At 70.6% G+C, this 23,396-nt stretch carries 17 protein-coding genes; 12 read left to right on the forward strand and 5 right to left on the reverse strand.

What is annotated here, in order from left to right:
- Nucleotides 1-24 precede the first annotated feature (24 nt).
- The 8 genes from ACIHCL_RS26255 to ACIHCL_RS26290 all read left to right on the forward strand — a co-directional run bounded on the left by ACIHCL_RS26255 (nt 25) and on the right by ACIHCL_RS26290 (nt 10,170).
- A complete protein-coding gene (locus ACIHCL_RS26255; protein WP_399865412.1) occupies nt 25-1,305 on the forward strand; it encodes a beta-ketoacyl synthase in 1,281 nt (426 codons plus the stop codon).
- Nucleotides 1,302-2,843, forward strand: coding sequence for an SDR family oxidoreductase (locus ACIHCL_RS26260; protein WP_399865415.1), 1,542 nt, complete (start codon nt 1,302-1,304; stop codon nt 2,841-2,843). The genes ACIHCL_RS26255 and ACIHCL_RS26260 overlap by 4 nt, the downstream gene beginning before the upstream one ends.
- A gap of 2 nt (nt 2,844-2,845) precedes the next feature.
- Complete coding sequence (locus ACIHCL_RS26265; RefSeq protein ID WP_399865417.1) at nt 2,846-3,682, forward strand: SDR family oxidoreductase; 837 nt, start codon at nt 2,846-2,848, stop codon at nt 3,680-3,682.
- On the forward strand, nt 3,682-5,391 hold the full coding sequence (locus tag ACIHCL_RS26270; RefSeq protein ID WP_399865418.1) for a CocE/NonD family hydrolase: 1,710 nt from the start codon (nt 3,682-3,684) through the stop codon (nt 5,389-5,391). Before ACIHCL_RS26265 ends, ACIHCL_RS26270 begins: the two co-directional genes overlap by 1 nt.
- A complete protein-coding gene (locus ACIHCL_RS26275) occupies nt 5,388-7,151 on the forward strand; it encodes an ATP-dependent acyl-CoA ligase (RefSeq protein WP_399865420.1) in 1,764 nt (587 codons plus the stop codon). The genes ACIHCL_RS26270 and ACIHCL_RS26275 overlap by 4 nt, the downstream gene beginning before the upstream one ends.
- On the forward strand, nt 7,148-8,041 hold the full coding sequence (locus ACIHCL_RS26280) for an enoyl-CoA hydratase/isomerase family protein (protein ID WP_399865421.1): 894 nt from the start codon (nt 7,148-7,150) through the stop codon (nt 8,039-8,041). Before ACIHCL_RS26275 ends, ACIHCL_RS26280 begins: the two co-directional genes overlap by 4 nt.
- Nucleotides 8,042-8,229: 188 nt before the next feature.
- Nucleotides 8,230-9,069, forward strand: coding sequence for an alpha/beta fold hydrolase (locus ACIHCL_RS26285; RefSeq protein ID WP_399865423.1), 840 nt, complete (start codon nt 8,230-8,232; stop codon nt 9,067-9,069).
- A 15-nt stretch (nt 9,070-9,084) separates the two neighbouring features.
- Nucleotides 9,085-10,170, forward strand: a complete 1,086-nt coding sequence (locus ACIHCL_RS26290; protein WP_399865425.1) for an amidohydrolase family protein — start codon at nt 9,085-9,087, stop codon at nt 10,168-10,170.
- Nucleotides 10,171-10,398: 228 nt separating this feature from the next.
- Here the strand turns inward: ACIHCL_RS26290 and ACIHCL_RS26295 are convergent, their stop codons facing one another.
- The 5 genes from ACIHCL_RS26295 to ACIHCL_RS26315 all read right to left on the reverse strand — a co-directional run bounded on the left by ACIHCL_RS26295 (nt 10,399) and on the right by ACIHCL_RS26315 (nt 16,074).
- A complete protein-coding gene (locus ACIHCL_RS26295; RefSeq protein WP_399865427.1) occupies nt 10,399-11,826 on the reverse strand; it encodes an MFS transporter in 1,428 nt (475 codons plus the stop codon).
- Complete coding sequence (locus ACIHCL_RS26300) at nt 11,823-12,701, reverse strand: ABC transporter ATP-binding protein (protein ID WP_399865429.1); 879 nt, start codon at nt 12,699-12,701, stop codon at nt 11,823-11,825. Before ACIHCL_RS26300 ends, ACIHCL_RS26295 begins: the two co-directional genes overlap by 4 nt.
- Nucleotides 12,691-13,731 (reverse strand): FecCD family ABC transporter permease, encoded by a 1,041-nt coding sequence (locus tag ACIHCL_RS26305; protein WP_399865431.1) that lies wholly within the window; start codon nt 13,729-13,731, stop codon nt 12,691-12,693. Before ACIHCL_RS26305 ends, ACIHCL_RS26300 begins: the two co-directional genes overlap by 11 nt.
- Before the next feature lie 113 nt (nt 13,732-13,844).
- Complete coding sequence (locus tag ACIHCL_RS26310; protein ID WP_399865433.1) at nt 13,845-14,858, reverse strand: ABC transporter substrate-binding protein; 1,014 nt, start codon at nt 14,856-14,858, stop codon at nt 13,845-13,847.
- A gap of 151 nt (nt 14,859-15,009) precedes the next feature.
- Nucleotides 15,010-16,074 carry a helix-turn-helix transcriptional regulator gene (locus ACIHCL_RS26315; RefSeq protein ID WP_399865435.1) on the reverse strand — a complete coding sequence of 355 codons (1,065 nt, stop codon included), beginning with the start codon at nt 16,072-16,074 and terminating at the stop codon, nt 15,010-15,012.
- A gap of 1,119 nt (nt 16,075-17,193) precedes the next feature.
- Here ACIHCL_RS26315 and ACIHCL_RS26320 point away from each other — a divergent pair.
- The 4 genes from ACIHCL_RS26320 to ACIHCL_RS26335 are packed head-to-tail and all read left to right on the forward strand — an operon-like array spanning nt 17,194 to nt 22,754.
- On the forward strand, nt 17,194-17,952 hold the full coding sequence (locus ACIHCL_RS26320; protein WP_399865437.1) for an ABC transporter permease: 759 nt from the start codon (nt 17,194-17,196) through the stop codon (nt 17,950-17,952).
- A gap of 1 nt (nt 17,953) precedes the next feature.
- Nucleotides 17,954-18,910, forward strand: coding sequence for an ABC transporter permease (locus ACIHCL_RS26325; RefSeq protein ID WP_399865439.1), 957 nt, complete (start codon nt 17,954-17,956; stop codon nt 18,908-18,910).
- Nucleotides 18,907-21,033: a dipeptide ABC transporter ATP-binding protein gene (locus ACIHCL_RS26330; RefSeq protein ID WP_399865441.1), complete on the forward strand. Its 2,127-nt coding sequence runs from the start codon at nt 18,907-18,909 to the stop codon at nt 21,031-21,033. Before ACIHCL_RS26325 ends, ACIHCL_RS26330 begins: the two co-directional genes overlap by 4 nt.
- A 17-nt stretch (nt 21,034-21,050) precedes the next feature.
- Nucleotides 21,051-22,754, forward strand: a complete 1,704-nt coding sequence (locus ACIHCL_RS26335; protein WP_399865443.1) for an ABC transporter family substrate-binding protein — start codon at nt 21,051-21,053, stop codon at nt 22,752-22,754.
- Nucleotides 22,755-23,396 lie beyond the last annotated feature (642 nt).

The raw sequence follows: 23,396 nt of genomic DNA on the forward strand, positions 1-23,396 counted from the left end.
TGCCGGCGGGGGACGGTGGTCGCGATGCCCGCTGAGATGCCACTGCTGCGGCTGTCCGGTGCCGGACTCGTCCTGCCCGGCCCCGACGGCCGCGCCTGCACCGACCTCAACACCTTCTGGCGTGTGGTGCGCGACGGGGTGAGCTGCCTCTCCCCCTACGCGCACCCCGAACTCCCGCTCCGCATCGCCGGGACGGTCGACGGCTGGGACCCGGAGGTGTGTCTGCCGCTGTCGGAACGGCAGATACGCCGCTCCTCGCGGGCCGGACTGATGGCCACCGGGGCGGTGCACCAGGCGCTGGAGCACGCGGGACTGACCGCCGGCGACCTCGATCCGCAGCGGACCGCGCTGGTCGCCTGCTCGCTCCAGTTCGCCTTCCCGGAGGCCGAGCGCTATCACGATCTGGCCCGCGCCAAGGGAGCGGCCGCGCTGGGCATGGAGTACTGGCTCAACGGGACGCCTCCCAGCGTGGTGGGCACCGTGGCCTCCGGTCTCCAGCTGCCCTGCCAGACGCTGAGCGTGGCGGGCTCCTGCAATGTGGCGCTGCGCACGCTCCACCTCGTGCAGCAGATGTTCCGGTGCGGGGACATCGACCGCGCGATCGTCGTCGGTGTGGACACCACCGTGGACCCGGTGTTCGTGGCGGGCACCAGCCACACCGGGCGCAGCGGCTACCGTGCCTCCTCGCTCTCGGACGACCCGGCCGACGTCCGGCCGCACGACGAGGTCCAGACCGGCAACGCCACCGGGGAGGGCGCGCTCGCCGTCGTCCTGGAGGACCCGGCCGCGACCGGGGACCGCCCGGGGCTGCTGCACCGCGCGCATCTGCGCACCTCCCGCTCCAACGGGCCCTCCACCGTCGCCACCGGCCCGCCCGGCAACGTGGTGGGCGACGTCCTGGCCACGCTGGCCTCGGCCGGCCGGACCCTCGGCGATCTGGCGTTCGTCAACGACTACGCGGACGGCAACCGGTTCGTCGAGGACCATCTGTGCCAGGCGCTGTCCGGGGTACGGGAGGCCACCGGGTACGAGGGTGTGCTGCGGCTGACCAACCAGGAAGCGGTCTTCGGTCATGTCGCCGGGACCGGCGGCCTGGTCAAACTCCTCGGCAGCCTGCTCATGCTGCACCTCGGCCACATCGCCCCGAGCGCCAACACCCTGGTCCCGTACACCGGGCTGCCGGCCGATCCGGTGCTCGCGGGCGGCCTGGCGACCGGCGGCGACAGCGCTCTGGTCCTCGCCTCCGGGGCGGGCGGCGACGCCACGAGCATGGTCATCGAATACGAAGGCGGCGACTTGCCATGACCCACGTCCACAGCACCGCGACGCCACCCGGGACGGCCACCGGGACGGACCCGCTGCGCGCGCCGATCAGCACCCGCGTGCTCGTCGACGCCTCCGGGGCCGGAGGCGACGGCACCGCGGCCCCCGCCCTGGCCGACGCGCTCGGCGCGCTCGGTCTCACCCCGGACACCGGCACCGGGGGCCCCGCCCCGGCCGCGTACTGCGCGCTGCTCCTCGGCGAGGAGGCGTACGGCGCCGGGCGCTCGGCGGGCCTGGACCGGGAGCGCGTCCGCGCCGCCGCGCTGGCGATGGCGGAGGCCGGCCGGGGGCGCCTCGTCCTGGTCACCGACGCGACGGGTGAGCCGCACTCCGGGACGGACCCCGACCGGTACGCCCGGCTCGGCGCCGACCTGGCGTGGTGGCAGCATCTGGTCACCGAGGTCGCCGGGCGCGGCGTCACCGGCAACACCCTGGTCACCGGCTACTCCCCCGAACTGGGCCACCGGCTGCCGGACGCGGCCGAGGCCGGGCTGCTGCGCTACCTCGTGCAGCGACGCCCCACCACGGCCGCCGATGTGGCGGCCTCCGTCGCCTTCCTGCTGTCGGAGGGCTGCTCGTACCTGGTGGGCGAGACCCTGCGGGCCGACGGGGGCGCGGGGCTCGGCCAGATCCCGACGCTGCCGGCCGGTCCGGCTCCCGCCGCGCCCGCCCCGCGCCGCGACGCCCCGCAGGAGCAGGCACCGCCGGAGCCGGTGACCGGTCAGGACCTGCTGGGCCACCGGGTCCTGGTGGCGGGCGCCAGCAGCGGCATCGGCCGGGCCGCCGCCCTGCACCTGGCGGGACGCGGGGCCGACGTGGTGCTGGCCGCCCGCCGCGTCGGGGCGCTGGAGGAAGTCGCCGCCGAGATCACCGCGCTGGGCCGTCGCGCCTGGTCGGTGCGGTGCGACCTCTCCGACCACGAGGACGCGGCGACCCTGGGCGAACGCGCCTGGGCGGCGTCCGGCGGGGTGACCATGCTGCTGTACGCGGCGGGCCACCTGGGCTTCAGCGCGATCGGCGGCGACCCCGCGTCCGCCGCCCGTACCTTCGCGGTGAACCTGCACAGCTTCGTCGCCGTCACCGAGTACCTGACGGCCCGTTGGCGGGACGAGAAGGTGCCCGGCGCGGTGGTCGGGGTCTCTTCGGTCAGCTCCACGCTCAGCCCGGTGGCGAGGCTGGAGTACTACGGGGCGAGCAAGGCCGCGATGGCGCAGTACATCCGCTGTCTGGCGGTGTCGGTGGCGCGCCACGGCATCCGGGCCAACTGCGTGGCTCCCGGCATCATCGAGACGCCGATGGGCGACGCGGCGGGACCGGAGCACCGGCGTGGCTGGATCAGCCGTATCCCGGCCGGGCGGGTCGGTGACCCGCGTGAGGTGGCGGCGGTCCTCGGCTATCTGCTGAGCGGGTCCGCCGCCCGGGTGACCGGCGCGGTGGTGCGGGCCGACGGCGGCTTCGGCCTCGGGGACGTGGCCCCGCTGCGGCCGGGCTTCCCGGGGACGACGGAGGAGGACCGGTGAGCGTGGAGTCGAACACGGGCGCGGCGGGGGCCGACCGCCCCTTCGCGGACCCGCCGGTGGCCCTGGTCGCCGGGGCCTCGTCCGGGATCGGGGCGGCCGTCGCCCGTCGGCTGGCCGCACGCGGCAGCGCCGTGGCGCTGGTCGGGCGGCGGGAGGCCGAGCTGAAGGAGGTCGCGGAGTCGGTCCGCGCGGCCGGGGGCACCGCGCTGCCGCTGGCCCTGGACCTGGCGGAGCCGGGCGCCCCCGCCGAGGCGGTCGCCGCCGCCGTCGCCGGGCTGGGTCCGGTCGGTCTGCTGGTGTGCAGCGCGGGCGCGATCCGGCTGGCCGCCGTCCACGAGACCGAGGAGCGGCACTGGGAGCGGCAGTTGCGGGTGAACCTCACGGTGCCGTTCCTGCTGGCGCGCGAGGTGCTGCCCGGGATGCGGGAGCGCGGCTGCGGCTGGATCGTGACCATCGGTTCGGGCGTGGGCTGCGAGGTGGTGCCGGGCAGCGGCGGCTACGGCGTGAGCAAGCACGCGGTGCACCGGCTCACCGAACTGGTCCACGAGGAGAACCGCGACTTCGGTGTCCGCGCGGTGACCGTCGCCCCGGGCTGGGTCTCCACCCGGCTCGCGGCCCGTCCTTCGGACCTCGGCGTCCCGGAGGAGGACGTGCTCGTACCGGAGGACGTCGCGGACACCGTCGCGTGGCTGCTGGACCGCCCGGCCCGGATGAGCGTCGGCCCGCTGGTGCGCGTCGAACCCTCGGCGAGCCGGGCCGCCGCCGGTGACGCCATGACCCGCCATCTGACCCGTACCCGTGCCGAGGGCACCGGGCCGGCTGCGAAGGAGGCCCCCTGATGGGCAGGACCACCCTCATCGAGCACGACGTGCCGGTGGAGATGCGCGACGGGACGGTGCTGCGGGCCGATGTGTGGCGCCCCGCCGACGGCCCGGCCTCGCCCGCCGTGCTCTTCCGCACCCCGTACGGCAAGTCCGTGCTGGGGCTGGCCACGCTGACCCCGGCACAGTGCGTGGACCGGGGATACGCGGCGGTGGTGCAGGACACCCGGGGCCGGTTCGGCTCGGAGGGCGAGTGGGCGCCGCTGGACTGGTCCCGGGAGGGGCCGGACGGTTACGACACCGTCGAGTGGACCGCCGGGCAGCCCTGGTGCGACGGGAACGTGGCCATGGCGGGCACCTCCTACCAGGCGATCGTCCAGTGGCTGGCCGCCATGGAGAAGCCGCCGCACCTGCGGGCCATCGCACCCGCCATGTCCACCTCGGCGCCCTTCGACGCCGAGCAGCTGGGCGGCGCCCTGCGGCTGGACCACCTCACGAGCTGGCTCGGGCTGACCGCGCTGGAGTGGGTGCAGCGCCGGGCGGCGGCCGGCGACCCGGTCGAGGGCTCGATCGTGGCCGAGGTGATGCAGTTGCTCACCACGCCCGAGGAACCGCTGCGGCGCTGGCCGCTGGCTTCCATCCTCGACTTCGAGGGGTTCCCCGGCAGGCTGCGGGACATCTTCGCGGGGCGCGTGGCGACGGTGGCCGACTACCGGCTCGGTGAGGTCGGCGTACCGACCTTCTCGGTCGGCGGCTGGTACGACGTCTTCTCGTACGGCACGATCGAGCTGTACCGCGCGATGCGCGCCCAGGACCCGGCGGACGGCCGGCACGAGCTGGTCATGGGCCCCTGGGTGCACTCCGGACAACTGCCGCAGGTGCAGGGCGAGGTGAACACGGGTCTGTACGGTTCGGCGCACGGGGCGCGCCTGGCCGATCTGCACCTGGACTTCTTCGACCGCCATCTGCGGCCGGGCGGGGACGGGGCTGGTCAGGATTCCGGCGGGGACGTACGGTACTTCCTCTTCGGTGACGACTCCTGGCACCGGGCGGCGACCTGGCCGCCGCCCGAGGCCGTGGACGCGCCCTGGTACCTGGCGGGACCGGCCGGTGACGGCGACGGCGGCCGGCTGCTGCCCGCCCCGCCCGCCGGGGCGCCGGGGCACGACGCGTTCACCTACGACCCGGAGGACCCGGTGCCCTCGCACGGCGGCCGGGTGCTCCAGCTCGGCCGGCTGACGGCGGGACCGCTCGACCAGGCCCACCTGGAAAGCCGTCCGGACGTGCTCTGCTACACCTCCGCCCCGCTCACCGAACCGCTGGACGTGGTCGGCCGGCAGCGGCTGCGGCTGCGCTTCGGCTCGGACGCGCCCGCCACCGCCGTGGTCGCCAAGCTCACCGACGTCCACCCCGACGGACGCTCGCTGCTGGTCGCGGAGGCCAGCCTCCGGCTGGAGGCCGACGGGGACGGTCCGCCGGACGAGCCGTACGAGGCGGATCTGCTGCTCGGGGACACCGCCTGGCGCTTCGCCCCCGGGCACCGGCTGCGGGTCCAGGTCACCAGCAGCAACTTCCCCCATCTGGACCGGCATCCCAACGTCCCGGGGCCGGTCGGTGAGGCGGAGCACTGCCGTCCCGCACGGCAGTCGGTCTGGTACGGAGGACCGTACGAGAGCGTGCTCCGGCTCCGGACCCTGCCCGCGCCGAGCACCGAGGAGACCGCGTGAGCACGGAAGAGCGTGGTGTCGCACCGGCCACGGGGGCGTTCTCCTCGGTTCCGGTCCAGCGCGACGCGTCGGCCCTGCCCGCCGCCCGGCGGCTCCCGGCCGATGTGCTCGACCCCGCCTCCCCCGAGGTGCCGACCACCGAGCAGTGCGTACTGGGCCCGCTGCTCAGGCGCCGTGCCGCAGCCCTGCCGGAGGACACGTACGCGCTGATGCCGGACGGCGACGTCTGGACGTACGCGCGCACGCTCCGGGAGACCGAGGAGACCGGAGCCGCGCTCCAGGCCCTCGGCGTCGCCCCGGGCGATCTGGTGCTGAGCTGGCTGCCGAACGGGCCGGACGCGCTGCGTGTCTGGTACGGGGCGAACCTGGCGGGCGCTGTCCTGGTCCCGCTCAACACCGCCTACCGGGGTGTCGTCCTGCGTCAGGTGATCGCCGACAGCGGTGCCGAGGTGCTGGTCTGCCGGCCGTCGCTGGCGGCCCGGCTGGAGGAGTCGCAGGACGGGCCCGGGTCGGTGCACACGGTGGTCCTGCTGCCGGGCCCGGAGGACGTGCCGCAGGAGGTGGAAGCGCTCGCCGGGCGGCTCTCGGCACGCTTCCGGGTGCTGGCCGGACTGCGGGCGGACCGTGCGGAGTTCACCGAGCCGGTGCCCGCGCCGCAGCCGTGGGACCCGCAGACCGTCATCTACACCTCGGGGACCACCGGTCCGTCCAAGGGGGTCGTCTCCTCCTACGCGCACCTCTACAGCAGCTGCACCGCCGCCTTCCACGGCATGGCCGGCCCCGAGGACCGCTATCTGCTGCAACTGCCGCTGTTCCACGCGGGCGGCACGATCGGCGCGTACGGGATGCTGGTGCACGGTGGCTCGGTGACGGTGGTGCCGGCCTTCACCACCAGCGAGTTCTGGCCGCTGATCCGGCGTACGGGGACGACCCTGTGCACGCTGCTCGGGGTGATGGCGACCTATCTGCTCAAGCAGCCGCCGCTGCCGGAGGACACCGGGCATCCGCTGCGGGCGGCCTATGTGATCCCGTTCACCGAGGGCGCGACGGAGTTCTCCAAGCGGTTCGGGGTGTCGGTCCGCGCCCTGTTCAACATGACCGAGGTGTCGTGCCCGGTGTTCTCCGCCCCCGACCACGACCCGGACGTCCCGATGCACTGCGGCCGCCCGCGGCCGGGCATCACCGCCCGGGTCGTCGACGACCACGACCGCGAGGTGCCGGACGGTGAGGCGGGCGAGCTGGTGCTCCGGGCCGACCGTCCGTGGTCCTTCCTCAGCGGCTACCTCGGCCGGCCCGCCGAGACGGCCGCCGCCTGGCGCAACGGCTGGTTCCACACCGGGGACTCCTTCCGGCGCGCCCCGGACGGCGGACTGGTCTTCGTGGACCGCAAGAAGGACGCCATCCGCCGTCGCGGCGAGAACATCTCCTCGTTCGAGGTGGAGGCCCAGGCGGTCGCCCATCCGCAGGTACTGGAGGCGGCGGCGGTGGCGGTGCCCGGGGACGAGGGCGAGGACGAGGTGCTGCTGGTGGTGGCGGGCCGCGACCCCGGCCGGCCGGTCGATCCGGCGGCGCTGCTGGAGTTCCTGCGGGAGCGGCTGGCCCACTTCATGGTGCCGCGCTACATCCGGGTGGTGCCCGAGCTGCCGAAGACCCCCACCGGCAAGCCCACCAAGCACACACTGCGCGCCGACGGCGTGACGGCCCGGACCTGGGACCGCGAGGCGGCGGGCATCCGAGTACGCAGGGAGAGGATCGTATGAGCCAGGAGCAGTTCCCGGTGGCCCAGGAGCCCCCGGGCGAGTGGGCGGGGGCCGCCACCGAGTCCTTCGCGGACTTCGCCGCCCGGGTGGACGGCAAGGACGACGTGCCCCTGCGTGCCCGTCTGGAGGGCGGGGTCGCCACGCTGACGCTGGACCGGCCGCAGCGCCGCAACAGCCTCGACCTGACGCTCTCCCGCCACTTGCTGCTCGGGCTGATGTGCGCGGGCGACGACCCCCGGGTGCGCACGGTCGTGATCACCGGGAACGGCGCCGCCTTCTGCGCGGGCGACGACGTCGAGAGCGTACGGCGCTGGCGGCTGGGCGACCGGGTGGACACCCCCTTCGACCCGGTCACCTCCGACGCCCACTACCTGCGGGTCTGCGAGGCGATCCTGCACCTCCCCAAACCGGTGGTGGCGGCGCTGACCGGCCCGGCGGCGGGCGCGGGGGCGGAGATCGCCTGTGCCGCCGACTTCCGTCTGGCGGACACCCGCGCCGCCATCGGCAGTTGCCTGGCCGGCGTCGGCCATGTGGGGAACGTGGTGCTGATGTCCCGGCTGACGGGCCCGGCGCGGGCGACGGAGATCTACCTGACCGGGCGCATGGTCTCCGGAACCGAGGCGGTGCGCCTGGGCCTGTTCGACCGGCTCTGCGAACCGGAGGACTTCGACCGCGAACTCGCGGAGCTGACCGCCCGGTTCGCCGCGCTGCCGACCGCTTCGGTGGGCCTGTTCAAGGAGTTGCGGGAGCGTAGCTGGGGGCAGCCGGCCGAGTACGGGCTGCGACTCCAGGACGCGTACCACCTCAAGACCCACGCCACGGTCATGGATGCCCGCGAGGGGATGGCGGCCTTCGCGGAGAAGCGACCGCCCCGCTTCACCGGGAGGTGAGCGGGAGGGGTCGTCCTCCCACCGGGCCCGCGACCGGGCGGGCCCGTGCCCCCTCGCGACCGCCAGAAAGAAAGTAACCTCAGTTCGATGAACGCAGCACTTCAGCACCGCTCTCCGGCGGCCCCGCCGTCCCTGTCCTCCGTCCCTCCGACCGGGCCGGCGTGCGGCTTTGACGGAGAGTCAGCGCGATGACCGGCCCCGACACCGACACCGCCGGGGAGCGGGTCGCGGAGACCGCGCACAGCATCGACGTCTCCGGTGCCCGGCTGCACTACTGGACCGCCGGAGCGGCCGACCGTCCGGCAGTGGCCCTCACCCACGGCGCGGGGGCCGACCACCACATGTTCGACCCGCAGATCCCGGCGCTGGTCCGCGCGGGCTTCCGCACCCTTCGGTGGGACGTGCGCTACCACGGGGCGTCCGCCTCCGACACCGGAAGGTTCCGTACGGGCTACGCCGCGGCGGACCTGCGGGCGCTGCTGGACGCCGCGGAGGTACGCAGACCCGTGGTGCTGCTGGGGCAGTCGATGGGCGGCAACATCTCCCAGGAGTATCTGCGCCAACACCCCGAAGAGGTCGCCGCGCTCGTGGTGATCGGCTCCACCTCCAACACCCTGCCCATCACACCCGGCGAGCACCGCCGTCTGGCCCTCTCCCGCACCCTCATGCGGCTGATGCCGTACCGCCCGTTGACCCGGTGGATGGCCAAGGCATCCGCCCAGGACACCGGGGCGCAGGAGTATCTGCGCCGGGCCTTCGCGGAGAACGGGCGGCGGTCCTTCCTCACCACCTGGGACGGTATGACCCGCACGGTCACGCCCGCCCCGGAGTATCGGATCGACACCCCCGAACTCCTGATCTGCGGGGAACTCGACGGTACGGGCAACGTGCGCCAGGCGATGCGGCGGTGGAGCGATCGGGACCCGCACAGCGAGTTCCACGTGATCCCGGGCGCCGGGCACGTGGCCAACCTCGACCGTCCCGACGAGGTCAACCGACTGACCGTCGCCTTCCTCACCAAGGTTTGAGACCCCAGCGAGACGATGACTGACCACCACATCACCCCAGCTGCCGGCCCGTCGGCCCGACGCACGGCCGGCACCACCGGCACCGGCCGTGCGCCCGTGGACGTGCCGTCGGCCCCCGCGCCGGAGCCCGGCGTCCCCACCCCCGTCGTGGACGCCTGCTCACTGCTGTACGACGACGCGGGCTGGCGGGTGTACCTCAACCGGCTCGGCGAGAACGCCCCCGAGTACCTGGACGTCTTCTCCGCCTCCTTCTGCCGCTACTTCGGGGCCGAGCACACCGCCTACCGCGAGGCGCTGACCGTACGGTGGCGCGACGCGGTGGACGTGCTCCTGCGGCCCGAACATCCCCCCTTCGATCTGGCAACCTATCTGATAGACCGTCAAATCAACGGCGTAACCAACGAGTTCGCGATGGGTTCGTCGGAACGGCTGCCGGACGGCCGGACCGTGAACGACTGGTTGCTGGAGACCACCCGGGAGGTGCGCGACCGGGTCCACGTCTGGGCGGGCCTCTCGCTGCGCGACCCGGCCACCGCACTGGACGAGCTGGAACGGTCACGGTCGGCGGGGGCGGCCGGGCTCTGTGTGATCCCCTTCCTGGACGGCACCGACCCGGCCGATCGCCGCTTCGCCCCGGTCTTCGACGCGGCGGCGGCCCACCGGCTGCCGGTCTGGCTGCACACCGGCCACCACTTCGCCCGCCGCCACCCCAGCGGACTGGACAGCTGGCGCACGGTCGAGACGCTGGCCGGCCGCCACCGCACCCTGCTGCTGGTGGCCGGACACGCGGGCTGGCCCGACGTCCAGGAGATGCTGCTCACCGCGGCCCGCCACCCGGGGGTCTACCTGGAGTTCTCCTCGCACCGGCCCCGCACCATGGCCAAACCGGGCTCCGGCTGGGAGCCCCTGCTCCACCACGCCCGGGGACTGGCCCGCGACAAGGTCCTCTTCGGCACCTCCACCTGGGTCAACCCCCTCCCCACCGCCACACTGGCCGGCGAACTGTCGGCGCTCCCCCTGCCTCCCGAGATCACCACCGCCTGGCTCTCGGGCAACGCGAGGACACTGCTGGCTCGGACGTCCCGGCCCGTGGAGAGCTGAGACACCGGCACCGGCACCACTGCCACCGGCCAAGGGGTGAGCGCCGGCCCCCTTGGCCGGCGCTCGATCGGACCCGTAACTGCCATGCATGTGGGCGGCCTTCGGCTGAGCAGGTGATCCGACCGAGGAACACACCACGCTCAGCACGAAGGCCGTGGGGATGGGTCTGTCGCGTCATGTCGTCCGGCAGGACCCGTTTGCGGAACTGTCAGGCTTCCGGGGTGGGTCTTATTCCATCGCAGCGGACCCACCGCACTCGCCGGCCACGGCGGGCCCGACGTCGGCCGCTCGTTCCCGGGCACTCTGCCGCCGCAGCAGCACGACCGCGAGGGCCGCGGTGGCGAGGCCCACCGTCACCGCGACCGTGGCGACCTCGCCGAGCGTCCGGGTGTACGCGGCCCGGTCCGGGTCCGTGAGCCCGACGAACAGCCCGCCGCACACCGCGACCCCCACCGCCAGGCCCACCTGCCGGGCGGTGTTGGACAGGGCGGACGCCACTCCCGCCCGGGCCGGGTCGGCGTCCCGCATGGCAGCCGACGCCAGCACCGGGGAGACCATGCCCGCGCCCACTCCGGTCAGCACCAGCGACGGCACCAGCGCGGCCGGCGTGTACACGAGACCGAGCAGGAGGAAGCTCAAGCAGCCGACGGCGCAGAGCCCGGTGCCGACGCCGAGCGACAGCCACAGCGGGGCACGCTGGAGGGCGGCTCCGCACAGCGCCGAGACGGCGAAGAAGACGACGGGCTGCACGGAGAGCAGCAGGGACGTCCGTACGGCGTCGAGCCCGGCGGCGTCCTGGAACCAGGCCGACAGCACGGTCAACGGTCCGAACGCGGCGAAGTAGTAGCCGAACGCCACCGCGACCACGGCGAGGAAGCGGGGGTGGCGGAACAGTGCCAGATCGACGAGCGGGTCGGGCACGCGGCGTTCGCACCCGGCGAAGGCGACACCGCACGCGCAGGCGACCAGCACCGCCGTCAACGGCCCCGGCCCCGTCCCGTGCTCGCCGAACAGCAGCGCGGCGACCACCAGGGCCGCGAGCCCGCCACCGAGCAGCACGGCGCCCGCGGCATCCACGCGGCGGGCGCCGTCGCGTTCCGGGTCGCGGGGGAGGAAGCGCACGGCCAGAACCACGCCGAGCGCGCCCGGTGGAACGGCCAGGAGGAAGATCGACCGCCACCCCAGCGCCTCGGCCAGCAGCCCACCCGACACATTGCCCACCGCCGCCGCGAGCCCGGCCACCGCACCCCAGACCGCGAAGGCCCGTTGCTGTTCCCGACCGCTGTACGAGGTACGGATGAGCGGGAGCGTGGTCGCGAACATCGCCGCCCCGCCGACGCCCTGGACACCGCGGAACGCGATCAGGGCCACGACGTCCGGAGCAAGTCCGCAGGCCAGCGAGGAGAGCGTGAAGATGACGAACCCGGCGACGAAGACCCGGCGTCGGCCGCTGACGTCCCCGATCGCGCCGGCCACGACGAGGAGCGCCGCGAGCGCGAGGGTGTACACGTCGACCACCCATTGCAGCGCGGCGAAATCGGTGTGCAGCCCGTCGGCGACGGCGGGGATGGCGACCGTCACGATCGTGGTGTAGGCGAGCATCAGGAAGGTGGCGAGGCAGGAGATGACGAGGGGCATCCGGTGACGTGTCCTCACGGGCGCTCCTCGCGCGGGGGCCGTCGGCGCCGGGGGCCGTCGAGGTAGGCGAGGGCGAGTTCCCCCGTCACCGGGTTCCGGTACGTCTCGCACTCCACCTCGTAGACCTCGCGGACGAGTTCGGGCGTGAGGATCTCCTCGGGCGGTCCGTGGGTCACCACGGAACCGTCCTTGAGGACGTACAGCTCGTCGCAGTAGCGGGCCGCCATCGTCAGGTCGTGCAGGGCCGCCAGCACCCCGATGCCGAGCTGTCCGACGAGGGAGAGGATCTGCAACTGGTGCTTGATGTCCAGGTGGTTGGTCGGCTCGTCGAGAATGAGGAAGCCGGGCTCCTGGGCGAGGGCCCGCGCGAGAACGACGCGCTGCTTCTCGCCCCCGGAGAGCGACTGGTAGGTGCGGTCGACGTACCCGTCCATCCGGACCCGGCGCAGCGCGTCCGCGACGATCGCGCGGTCGTGCGAGCCGGTGGTCTCCAGCAGGCGTTTGTGCGGTGTGCGGCCCATCGCGACCATCTCAGCGACGGTGAAGTCGAAGTTCAGCTCGTTGAACTGGGCGACGACGGCGAGTTCGGTGAAGACCGCGCCCGGTCGGCTCGCCAGGACGTCCAGCTCCCCCAGCGTCACCGTCCCGGAGTGCGGCCGGACGGCCTTGTAGACGCTCCTGAGGAACGTGGACTTGCCGCAGCCGTTCGGACCGACGACCCCCACGAAGGCACCGGCGGCGACCCGCAGGGACAGATCATGGACGACCGGGGTTCCGTTGAGCCGCACCGACAGGTGCTCCGCGCGCAGTCCGGCCCCCGGCGCCGGGGCGCCGTCCCGGCCCCGGGCGGACCGCCGTCCCGGGGCGGCGGTTGCCCCCGCGTCACGCGCCACCAAAGCCGTACTCCTTTCGGATGAGCATGTACATGAACAGTGGGGCGCCGAGGACCGAGGTGACGATGCCGATCGGCAGTTCGGCGTTCGGGACGGCGACCCGGGCGACGACGTCCGCCCAGACGAGGAAGAAGGCTCCGCACAGCACGGTGACCGGCAGCAGCCTGCGGTGATCGGGGCCTACGGCGCTGCGCGCGATGTGCGGCACGATCAGGCCCACGAAGCCGATGATTCCGCAGCAGGCGACGAGCACGCCCGTGGCCAGGGCGGCGACGACCAGGTACACGCGCCGGAACAGCGCGGGGTTGATGCCCAGCGTGACGGCGGCCTCGTCCCCGACCAGCATCGAGTTCATGACTCTGCCCTGGAAGAGGAAGAAGGCCGTGGCGGCCAGGACGACCCCGGAGACGACCGGCAGGGAGTCCCACGCCGCGGAGGCGAGGCTGCCCATGGTCCAGAAGGTGACCGAACGGATGCCCTCGGCGCTGTTGGCGAAGTAGACGAGCGCGCTGGAGGCGGCACCGCACAGGGCGTTGACCGCGGTCCCGGCGAGGATGAGCTTGACCGGCGACGTGCGCGAACCGATGCTCCCTGCGCCGAGGACGAGCGCCGCCGCTCCGAGCGCTCCGAGGAACGCCCAGAACGGGAGGCCGAACCCGCCGGTCCCGCCGAGCACCCCGGCCGCCCCGAATCCCACGAGGAGGGCGAAGGTCGCGCCGAGCGAGGCACCGGAGGAGATGCCGAGGACGAACGGGTCCGCGAGCGGGTTCTGCAACGCCGCCTGCATGACCGTCCCGCAGAGCGCGAGCCCGGTCCCGACCACGGCGGCCAGCAGCACCCGCGGGAAGCGGATGTTCCAGACCACGTCCACGGCCATCGGATCGCCGCCCGCGCCGGTCCCGGTCAGTTTCGCGGACAGGATCCGGAACGACTCCCCCATCGGGATGCCGACCTGCCCGAGCGAGACCGACGCCACGACCGAGACCCCCAGCGCGAGCCCGAGGACGACCAGCAGGGCGGGGAGCGGCACACTCCGAAGTCCTGCGCGCCGTCGCTCCCGTACCGTGTCGCCACCGTTCACCGCACCGGACTCACGGCCGGACACATGCGTACCGGGCCCGTTCATGCGCGTACCGGGCCCGTTCATGCGTCGGGGTAGAGGTCGGGGTGCACGAACACCGCGATCTCCTCGCAGAGGTCCGCGAGCGCCAGCGAACCACGGATCGAGGTCGTGTAGTCGGCGATCATCACGTCGCCGTTCCTGATCGCGGTCACGTTCTTCAGCCGGGGGTCACGCAGCAGCCGGTTCCGGGACTTCTCCCCGTCGGACTGCTGGAACTCCGTCACGATGATCTTGTCCGGGTTCGCCGCGATGATCGATTCGAGCGAGAGCTGCGCGTAGGTGTCCCGGGTCAGCTCCATGTACGTGCCGCCCGCCCCGTTCACCATCTCGTCGACGAGACCGAGCGAGGGCGAGTAGTAGTCGTACGTGTCCCGCCCGCCGCTGGCGACCAGCAGCACCCTGGGCGCGTTCCCCGCCTTCTTCGCCGTCCTCGCGATGGCGGCGATCCTGGCCTTCTGCTCCGCGATGTACGCCCCGGTCCGCTTTCTCACGTCGAAGACCTCGCCGACGTGACGCACGTCCTCGTAATAGCTGTCCAGATCCCGGCCCACGGTGTAGTTGACGGCGGGCAGCACCTCCACGCCCCGGGCGTTCCAGAACGGGACCTCGCCGATCTTGTCGGGCTTCAGCGCGAACGACATGGTCAGCACGAGGTCGGGCCGGCGTGCGAGGATCGCCTCCTTGGAGGGCAACTGGTCGGAGATCTTCGGCAACTTCTCGATCCGGTCTGCGTACGCCGAGTACGAGTTGTCGAGATAGCCGACGCCCACGATCCGGTCCTCCAGACCGAACTCGATCATCAGCTCGGCAAGGGCCTGCCCGATGACCACCACCCGCCCCGGGCTCTTCTCGACAGTCTGGGTGAGTTTCCTGCCCGCGTCGTCGACGACGTCGAGGGTGACGGGGTAGTGACCGGACGGCGCCGCCGCGCCGGTGCGCCCGGCGGCAGGTTCCGCTGGGGCCGTACAACCGCTGAGCAGCAGAGCCGCACCGACGGCGAGCGCGGTGCAGGCGCGTATCGGGGAGACGTTCACGATGTCCTTTCGAGCCGGGCGTGGCGACGGCCACGCCCCATGCTGAAACGGACGAAAGCGAAATTCGTACGGAGTGAGGTCCCCCGAAATGCGGAGCGAACGCTCGCGGCACCCCTTACACCCGCGGCGGGCCCCGCGGCAGTACCGCGCGCTACGCCGCGTCCACTCCCCGGGCCCCGGTCCCAGTGCCGTTACCAGCCCCGGCCCCGACCCGGCCCACGCGATACTGCCGCGGGGTCCGGCCGAACCGCTTCTTGAAGGCGTAGCAGAAGTTGCTGGGACTGGAGTAACCGACCCGCAGCGCGATCGCGGCCACGCTGAGATCGGTCTCCACGAGCAGCAGCGAGGCCCGGCGCAGGCACTCGTTGCGGTGATGGCTGAAGATCGTGTCGCCGTAGAGCTGCTTGAACCCGTGGCTGAGCCGCTTGGGGTTCATTCGCAGGGCACGGGCGAGGGATTCACCGGTGTGCTGCTCGTGCAGGTTCTCCATCAACAGCGCCGGCACCGTTCGGATGCGCTCGATCTCGTACTCCGCGAGCGGCAGTTGAGCGGGTTCGCATGGAGCGTCGTCGCGCGAGACGATCCGGGCGAGGATCTCCATGACCTTCGCCTCGTAGTAGAGCGCCCGGAACCGTACGGGCAGCGTGCACAGGAACAGGTCCCCGAAGGCGGCGGCCAGTTCGGGCGGGGCCTGGCGCCCGAGATAGTGCGCGTCCCGCTCGGCAACCGGCATCCCCTCCACGCTCTCCTGCCAGGCCCCGACCCCGACGCTCCCGAAGAACGCGGCGGTCGCCGACCGCTCGGCCGCGATCGACACCCCCCGGTAGCGCTGCCCGGCCGGCCGCGTCAGCCGCCCGGCCGAGGCCCGGGCGTGCGAGATGGACAGCTGCCCCGCCCCGAAGACGGACGCCCCCGTACCCGCCTCTTCGAGCAGCATCAGACCGTCGACGCAGTACTCCAACTCGAAGTACTCACCACCGAGGTCGAAGTCGAGGACCAGTTCGTCGTGGAACATCACGTCGTACAGGGTGAGCGTGGCCCCTTCGAGCAACCCGTACACCGTGATGCTGCCGTCCCCCGCCTCGGGTCGCACCTCGTGCACCACCGCACCGCCCCCGAGCTCCCGCCGCTCCGCGATGGCCGCGTAGAACGCGCGGTACTGCCCCTCCAGGTCCGCGAACCCCCGCGCGGAAGCAACCGAAAACCGGCCCGCCATACCTCACCCCGGGTCCATAAGGAAACGATCACACCTACGCAAGTAAGGTTACCCTTACTTATCGGGGGGCGCCCACACAGAGGCCCAGGACCCGCCGTCCGAAGCCTCTCATCCATGCGCAGTCGGCAGCGCGCGACCAGGACACCGCACTACTGCGGGAACTCACCGCAGCCGGCCCTGAGATGACCGAACTCGCCCGCCTCACAGACGGGTTCGCTCAGCCACTGGCCCCAGCGGAGTGCAGCGACGCCAAGCTCACCGACTGGATCACTACACAGCGCTACTACCGATGACGGGACAGAGCCGAACGACTTACAGTCCCGTACCAGAAGGTCGACGCCGCCCGTGCGGCCGATCGCTGACAGCACTCCCAGAACGGCAGTTCACAGAAGAGCTCTTGTCCTGGATCACACACGAAGAGGCGAATACGCGCGAAGGCTCGTTTTGCACCTTTTGGAGCCTCCAGAGCCTCATCGTTCATCGCACGTCCGCCACGACGTTGGGAACTTTTTGCCAAAAATGACCGATATGCGGCTTCGGCTTAATCGGATCGCGACCTGACCAGCCTTGACGTGCCACATGGGCAGTTGAAATCGTCAGCAGCGGCGCTGCTGAATCGTGCGGCTGCCTTGAATTGGCTTACTCCCACGCGAGGTTGTCGCTTCATGCCCGGCGCACTGCTCACTCCCACTCCGCCTACCCGTGCGACCCCGTCAGCACACCTGAGGCTCGCACACCGGAACGGCTTCGCGCCAATCATTTTCTGACCCCCTTGAGGATCCGCACGTCTGTCCGAGCGCTCGCGACCCGGTGCCCGGTCAACGCGGCCAAGCATCCAGTCACTCACCGGATTTGCGGGCTGATACGCCCTACATCACGAAAGGCCGGCTACCAGTGCTGCGTTACCTCGCCCGCAAAGCAGTCGGCTGGTTTTTGATGATCGCCATCGCGACCAATCTTACGTACTTCCTCGCTAACGCATTCCTCAAACCTGCGTCGAACTACACCGCGTTGCGACCGCCTCGAACTCCAGCCCAGATCAACCATTCGCTGGCGCTATACAACCTCAATCCAGACAAACCGATCATGGATCGGTGGTGGCACTGGATATCTCAGGTCGTGACTCGCTTCGATTGGGGCCAGTCGCCGACCGGAGGCAGCGTCAACGACCAGGTCGCCTACCGGATTTTCGTCAGCGGCCAGCTGGTCCTGGGCGCGACGATCCTGTCCATCATCATCGGAGTCGGGCTGGGCGTCTACACCGCGTCGCGCCAGTACAAGGCCGCCGACCGGCTGTGGCAGGGGATCTCCGTACTCTCCTTCAACACGCCCTCCGCGGTGGCCTCCCTTGGGGTGGTACTCGCGGCCATCGCGCTGAACCAGGCCCTGGGCAGCACGCTGCTGCCTGTCGCCGGAGCGCAGAGCCCCGACGTCTCCGGGTTCTGGTCGGTCTTCGGGTCCAGAGCGATGCACGCGATCCTGCCCACGATCTCGCTCACGTTCATCTCCTACGCCGGATACCACCTGTTGCAGCGCTCGCTGCTGCTGGATCAGATCAACTCCGACTACGTCCGTACCGCACGGGCCAAGGGGTTGACGCGGAAGCAGGCCATCTACCGGCACGGGCTGCGGACCTCCATCATTCCCGTCGCCACTCAGGTCGCGTTCGCAATGCCGGCGCTGTTCACCGGCGCGGTGATCACGGAGACGGTCTTCGCCTGGCACGGAATGGGTGAGTACTTCACCAAAACCATCAGCACGAACGACGTGCACGGCGTCGTCGCCGTCGCGGCCTTCGGTGCCCTCATGACGGCCATCGGTGCGATTCTGGCCGACCTCGTCGTCGTGGCACTCGACCCCAGGATCAGGGTGAGCTGACGTGGCCATCAACATGCCCGGTGCCGGACCCGCCGCCGAAGAGGCGCGCCCCGACACGGCTGAAGCGCAGGAACCCGGGAAGACCGGCCCCGGTGGGGGGCGTCTCTCCCCGTCCAAGCTCTACATGCGGCGCTTCGCGCGCAACAAGGCGGCGCTCGGCGGTCTGGTCCTCTTCGTCCTCCTCGTACTGTTCTCGCTGTTCGGCCGGTACCTGACCCGCTGGGACCACATGGAGGCGGACTTCGCCGCGCTCTCCGTCGCCCCCGGAGTCGACGGCCACCTGCTGGGCACCAACGGCGCGGGAAACGACGTCTACGCCCAGCTCGTGCACGGCCTCGGCAGATCGCTGATCATCGCCGTGGTGGTGTCGCTGCTGACCACCGCGATAGCCGGACTGTTCGGCACCACCGCCGCCTACTTCGGCGGCAAGGTCGAGCGGGCGATGCTCGGTCTTGTGCACTTCCTGCTCATCCTGCCCTCGTTCCTCATCATCGCCCTGGTCGGTACGCACTACCGCGGCGAGTGGCAGGTTCTGGTCGTGGTCCTCACACTGTTCGGCTGGATGCTCACGGCCCGGGTGATCTGGTCCCTGGCCACCTCCCTGCGGGAGCGCGAGTACGTGATGGCGGCCCGCTTCATGGGCGTCAGCCCGATGCGCACCGTCGTCCGCCACCTGGTGCCGAACATCGGGTCCTTGCTCATCGTGACGTTCACCCTCGGTGTCGCCTCGACCGTGCAGTCCGAGACGGCGCTCTCCTTCATCGGTTTCGGCGTCAAGCAGCCCGACGTGTCGCTGGGTTCGATGCTCGCCGACGGGCAGGGCACCCTGTCCACCGCTCCCTGGCTGTTCTACCTGCCCGCAGCCATGGTGGTGCTGCTCACCGTGGCGATGGCGCTCATCGGCGACGGTCTGCGGGACGCCCTTGACCCCACCTCGCAGTCTGGAGGCCGCGCATGATCGAGCAGCGCGCTGTCACGACCAAGCCCGACACCCAGCAGCCCCTGCTGTCCGTGCGTGACCTCAAGGTGGCCTTCCCGTCGGAAGCAGGCCGGGTGGAAGCCGTCCGCGGCGTCTCCTTCGACCTGCACCGCGGCAAAACCCTGGGCATCGTGGGCGAATCGGGGTCGGGCAAGTCCGTCACGTCCATGGCCATCATGGGCCTGCTGCCCGACTACGCCGCGGTCACCGGTGAGGTCTCGCTCGGCGGGAAGAACCTCCTCGACCTCGACGACCGGCGGATGTCGAAGGTGCGCGGTCAGCGCATCGGCATGATCTTCCAGGACCCGCTCTCGTCGCTCACTCCGATCTTCAGCATCGGAGCCCAGATCGTCGAGACCCTCCAGATCCATCAGGACATCTCGTCCGCGGCCGCCTGGAAGCGGGCCGTGGAACTGCTGGACCTGGTCGGCATCCCCAACCCCGACCGCCGCGCCAAGGGGTTCCCGCACGAGTTCTCTGGCGGTATGCGGCAGCGGGCGGTCATCGCCATGGCGATCGCGAACGACCCCGACCTGATCATCGCCGACGAGCCGACGACCGCTCTCGACGTCACCGTGCAGGCGCAGATCCTCGATGTCCTCAAGACCGCCCAGCGCGAGACCGGGGCCGCGGTCATCATGATCACCCACGACCTCGGGGTGGTGGCCGGCTCGGCCGACGACGTCATGGTGATGTACGCCGGCCGGCCGGTCGAGCGGGCCGGGGTGGACGAGCTCTTCTCGCGACCGCGCATGCCGTACACCATCGGCCTGATGGGTGCGATTCCCCGCCTGGACGACCGCGACAGGGACGCCCTGACGCCGGTCCCGGGCACTCCGCCGCTCCTGGTGGACCTTCCCGACGCCTGCCCCTTCGCGGCGCGTTGCCCCGTGGTACAGGACGCCTGCCGGGAGGCCGAACCGCCCCTGCTGGCGATCGCCGAGGGCGACACCGGCGACGAACACTCGGTCGCCTGCCGGCGTGCCGCGGAGATCGACGACGGCGCCATCGGCGGCGAGCCGATCTACCCCGTCCCGGCCCTCAGGGAAAACCGCGCCCCGGACACTCCCCGCGAGGACCGACCTCAGGTCCTGGAAGTCTCCGGTATCACCAAGACCTTCCCGCTCACCAAGGGTGGGCTGCTCAAACGCAAGGTGGGCAACGTCTTCGCCGTCAACGGCATCGACCTGGACATCCGCGAGGGAGAGACGCTCGGACTCGTCGGCGAGTCGGGGTGCGGCAAGACCACCACACTGCTGGAGATCATGGGGCTGAAGCCGCCCGAGCAGGGCAGCATCGCCATCTGCGGCCAGGACACGGCGGACCTGAAGCGGAAGCAGGACATCAGCTCCGTCCGCCGCAACATGCAGATGGTGTTCCAGGACCCCATGGGGGCACTGGATCCCCGCATGACGGTCTTCGACATCCTCGCAGAACCCCTCCGCGCGGTCGGTGAACGCGACAAAAAGGTGCTCGGCACCCAGGTGGCGGAGCTCATGGAGCTGGTCGGACTCGACCCCGAGCACCGCGACCGCTTCCCCGCGGCCTTTTCCGGCGGACAGCGGCAGCGCATCGGCATCGCCCGGGCACTCGCCACGAAGCCGCGGCTGCTGGTTCTCGACGAGCCGGTCTCGGCTCTCGATGTCTCGGTGCAGGCCGGCGTCATCAACCTGCTCAACGACCTCAAGGCCGAGCTGGGCCTGTCCTACCTCTTCGTCGCCCACGACCTGTCGGTGGTGTGCCACATCTCCGACCGCGTGGCGGTGATGTACCTGGGGCGGATCGTCGAGATCGGCGCCACCGACTCCGTCTTCGACGACCCCAGGCACCCTTACACCAAGGCGCTCCTCTCCGCGATTCCCCTCCCCGATCCGGTCGCGGAACGCACCCGGGAACGAGTCCTGCTCAAGGGCGACCTTCCCAGTCCGACCGACGATCAGCCGGGTTGCCGGTTCGTCACCAGGTGTCCGCTCCACTTGACGCTGTCGGAGCCGCAGAAGAAGCAATGTCGCGGGGTCACTCCGGAGCTCACCGGGAGGGGAGACCCCGACCACCGCGACGCATGTCATTTCGCGGGCACGACCACGTCTGTCGACAACTAATAAGCTGAAAGGCTGTCATGAGAAGAATTCCTCTGAGCGGGTTGGCGATCGCCGCCGCCGCTTCCCTCGTCCTTTCCGGGTGCAGCAGTGCTGACACCGACAACTCCGGGCAGAAGAAGTCCAAGGGCGCCACCTCGGAGAACGAGGTGCTGACCTCGTACAACCCCCAGCCTGCGAGCAACCTGCAGGAGGGGGGCAAGCTGACGCTTCCCATCGTGGAGATTCCCGATCAGCTCAACACCCTGCACGGCAACGCATCGCTGTACACATCGAAGATCTCCTGGTACTACCAGCCGCAGATGTCCTTCAACGACCCGAAGGGCAACGTCACCTACAACGAGGACTACCTCACCGACGTCAAGCAGACGACGGTGGACGGCAACACTGAGGTCACGTACGACATCAACCCGAAGGCCAAGTGGAACGACGGCCAGGACATCGACTGGACGTCGTTCCGGGACACCTGGAACGCGCTCAACGGGAAGGACAAGGAGTACGACGTCAGCTCCACCGACGGCTACTCCAGCATCGCCTCGGTCAAGAAGGGCAAGGACGCCAAGCAGGCGATCGTCACCTTCGACGGCCCGTTCGTGTACTGGAAGTCCCTCTTCAACTCGGTCCTCAACCCGCACATCGCCAAGGCCAAGGACTTCAACAAGGCTTACGTGAACAACCCCCACCCGGAGTGGGGTGCCGGCCCTTACACCATCGCCAAGTTCGACGCCAAGGGCGGCACCGTCTCCTACAAGCCCAACCCCAAGTGGTGGGGTGCCAAGCCGCATCTGGACGAGTTCACCTTCGTGCAGATGGAGTCCAGCGCCAGTATCAACGCCTTCAAGAACGGCCAGATCGACGCGGTGCAGGCAACCAATGCCGAGGAGCTCAACCAGGTGAAGTCGGTGAAGGGAACCGAGCTTCGCCGCGGCACGACCACCTCCAACAACCTCCTGGTCTTCAACAGCACCTCGCCGCAGTTGAAGGACCCGGCGGTGCGCAAGGCTCTGATGGAGGGAATCGACCGTTCTCAGCTCGCGAAGATCACGTTCCAGGGGCTTGGCTACACCGAGCCCCTGCCTGGATCCTTCAGTCTCTTCCCCTTCCAGAAGGGGTACCAGGACAACTTCGGTAAGCTCGTGAAGTTCGACGCCGCCACGGCGAAGAAGGGTCTGGACGCCGCGGGCTGGAAGGCCGGCTCGGACGGTGTGCGTGCCAAGGGCAGCGAGAAGCTGGAACTGACCTTCCCCACCATCGGTGACAGCTCCACCGTCAAGGCCCGTGCCACTGCTCTCGCCCAGATGATGAAGGACATCGGCGTCAAGCTGAACATCGAGGCGCACCCCTCCGCCGACTTCAACAAGGTGTTCACCGAGCGCGCCTTCGACATCTTCGGCATGGGCTTCATTTCGAGCGACCCGAACGGAATGCTCTTCCTCTGCCAGATGTACTGCTCCGACTCCACTCTCAACGTCTCCCGCTCGGTGCCGAAGAGCCTGGACAAGGAGGTCAAGGCCGTCACCAACCTGCCGACCTTGGACGAGCAGCTCGACGCCGGCAACAAGGCCGAGCTGAAGGCCATGGAGACCTACGGCATCATGCCGACCCACAACGGCTCCACCATCTGGGCCGTCAAGAAGGGTCTCGCCAACTACGGGGCTGCCCAGTTCTACGGCAACTACGGCAACATGGGCGCGCCCGAGCTGATCGGCTGGCAGAAGAAGTAAACCGCCCTGCCGGGGGCTCCGCCGCAGCATCGATGTGGCGGAGCCCCCGGTCTGTACTGGGCTCTGTCACGTAGTCGGTGATGACGGCAGGTGACGGAACCCTCCTTGCGCATCGCTCTTCGCGCGCCGCGTGCCCTGACGATCGGGATCGGCAGGGCACGCGGACCTCGGTCAAGCACGCCGGTCCCCAAGAATGATCGAAGGCCGGTTTCGGAAAACTCCGAAACCGGCCTTCGATCTGCGACTCTCACGAGTCGGGACGACAGGATTTGAACCTGCGACCCCTTGACCCCCAGGAGTAAGGGTCAGGGCGATTGTCACGACATAACGGACTAATTTTGGGCGCGGGTTGCGAGTGAACACCCAGTCCGTTCACCATCGCGCATACCGTGTGGTCCCCAACTGGTCCCCAAACCAGCCACCACCCCGGAGGGCCACTCGAGTTCGCGGACATCGAGCGCGCCTCGAACGCCCCCGCCCGAAACCGAGCCGGAGGAACATCACACCCCCATGGTGACGCGCCTCACTCTCATGAGCGAACTAGGTGCAATACCGGTGACTTTGGCTCTTTCCGGTCGTTGAGCGGGTGTGCCAAGGCCAGGACAGGTGAAGTCGCCGGCAGGGGAGCGGTTGTCGGATCGG

It is taken from the genome of Streptomyces sp. NPDC052042, from assembly GCF_044548345.1.
GTDB lineage: Bacteria > Actinomycetota > Actinomycetes > Streptomycetales > Streptomycetaceae > Streptomyces.

Excerpts from the sequence above, each read along its gene's own strand:
- ACIHCL_RS26335 (WP_399865443.1), top strand. The coding sequence starts at position 21,051 with ATGAGAAGAATTCCTCTGAGCGGGTTGGCGATCGCCGCCGCCGCTTCC.
- ACIHCL_RS26315 (WP_399865435.1), bottom strand. The coding sequence starts at position 16,074 with ATGGCGGGCCGGTTTTCGGTTGCTTCCGCGCGGGGGTTCGCGGACCTG.
- ACIHCL_RS26285 (WP_399865423.1), top strand. The coding sequence starts at position 8,230 with ATGACCGGCCCCGACACCGACACCGCCGGGGAGCGGGTCGCGGAGACC.
- ACIHCL_RS26330 (WP_399865441.1), top strand. The coding sequence starts at position 18,907 with ATGATCGAGCAGCGCGCTGTCACGACCAAGCCCGACACCCAGCAGCCC.
- ACIHCL_RS26270 (WP_399865418.1), top strand. The coding sequence starts at position 3,682 with ATGGGCAGGACCACCCTCATCGAGCACGACGTGCCGGTGGAGATGCGC.
- ACIHCL_RS26255 (WP_399865412.1), top strand. The coding sequence starts at position 25 with ATGCCCGCTGAGATGCCACTGCTGCGGCTGTCCGGTGCCGGACTCGTC.
- ACIHCL_RS26290 (WP_399865425.1), top strand. The coding sequence starts at position 9,085 with ATGACTGACCACCACATCACCCCAGCTGCCGGCCCGTCGGCCCGACGC.
- ACIHCL_RS26260 (WP_399865415.1), top strand. The coding sequence starts at position 1,302 with ATGACCCACGTCCACAGCACCGCGACGCCACCCGGGACGGCCACCGGG.
- ACIHCL_RS26280 (WP_399865421.1), top strand. The coding sequence starts at position 7,148 with ATGAGCCAGGAGCAGTTCCCGGTGGCCCAGGAGCCCCCGGGCGAGTGG.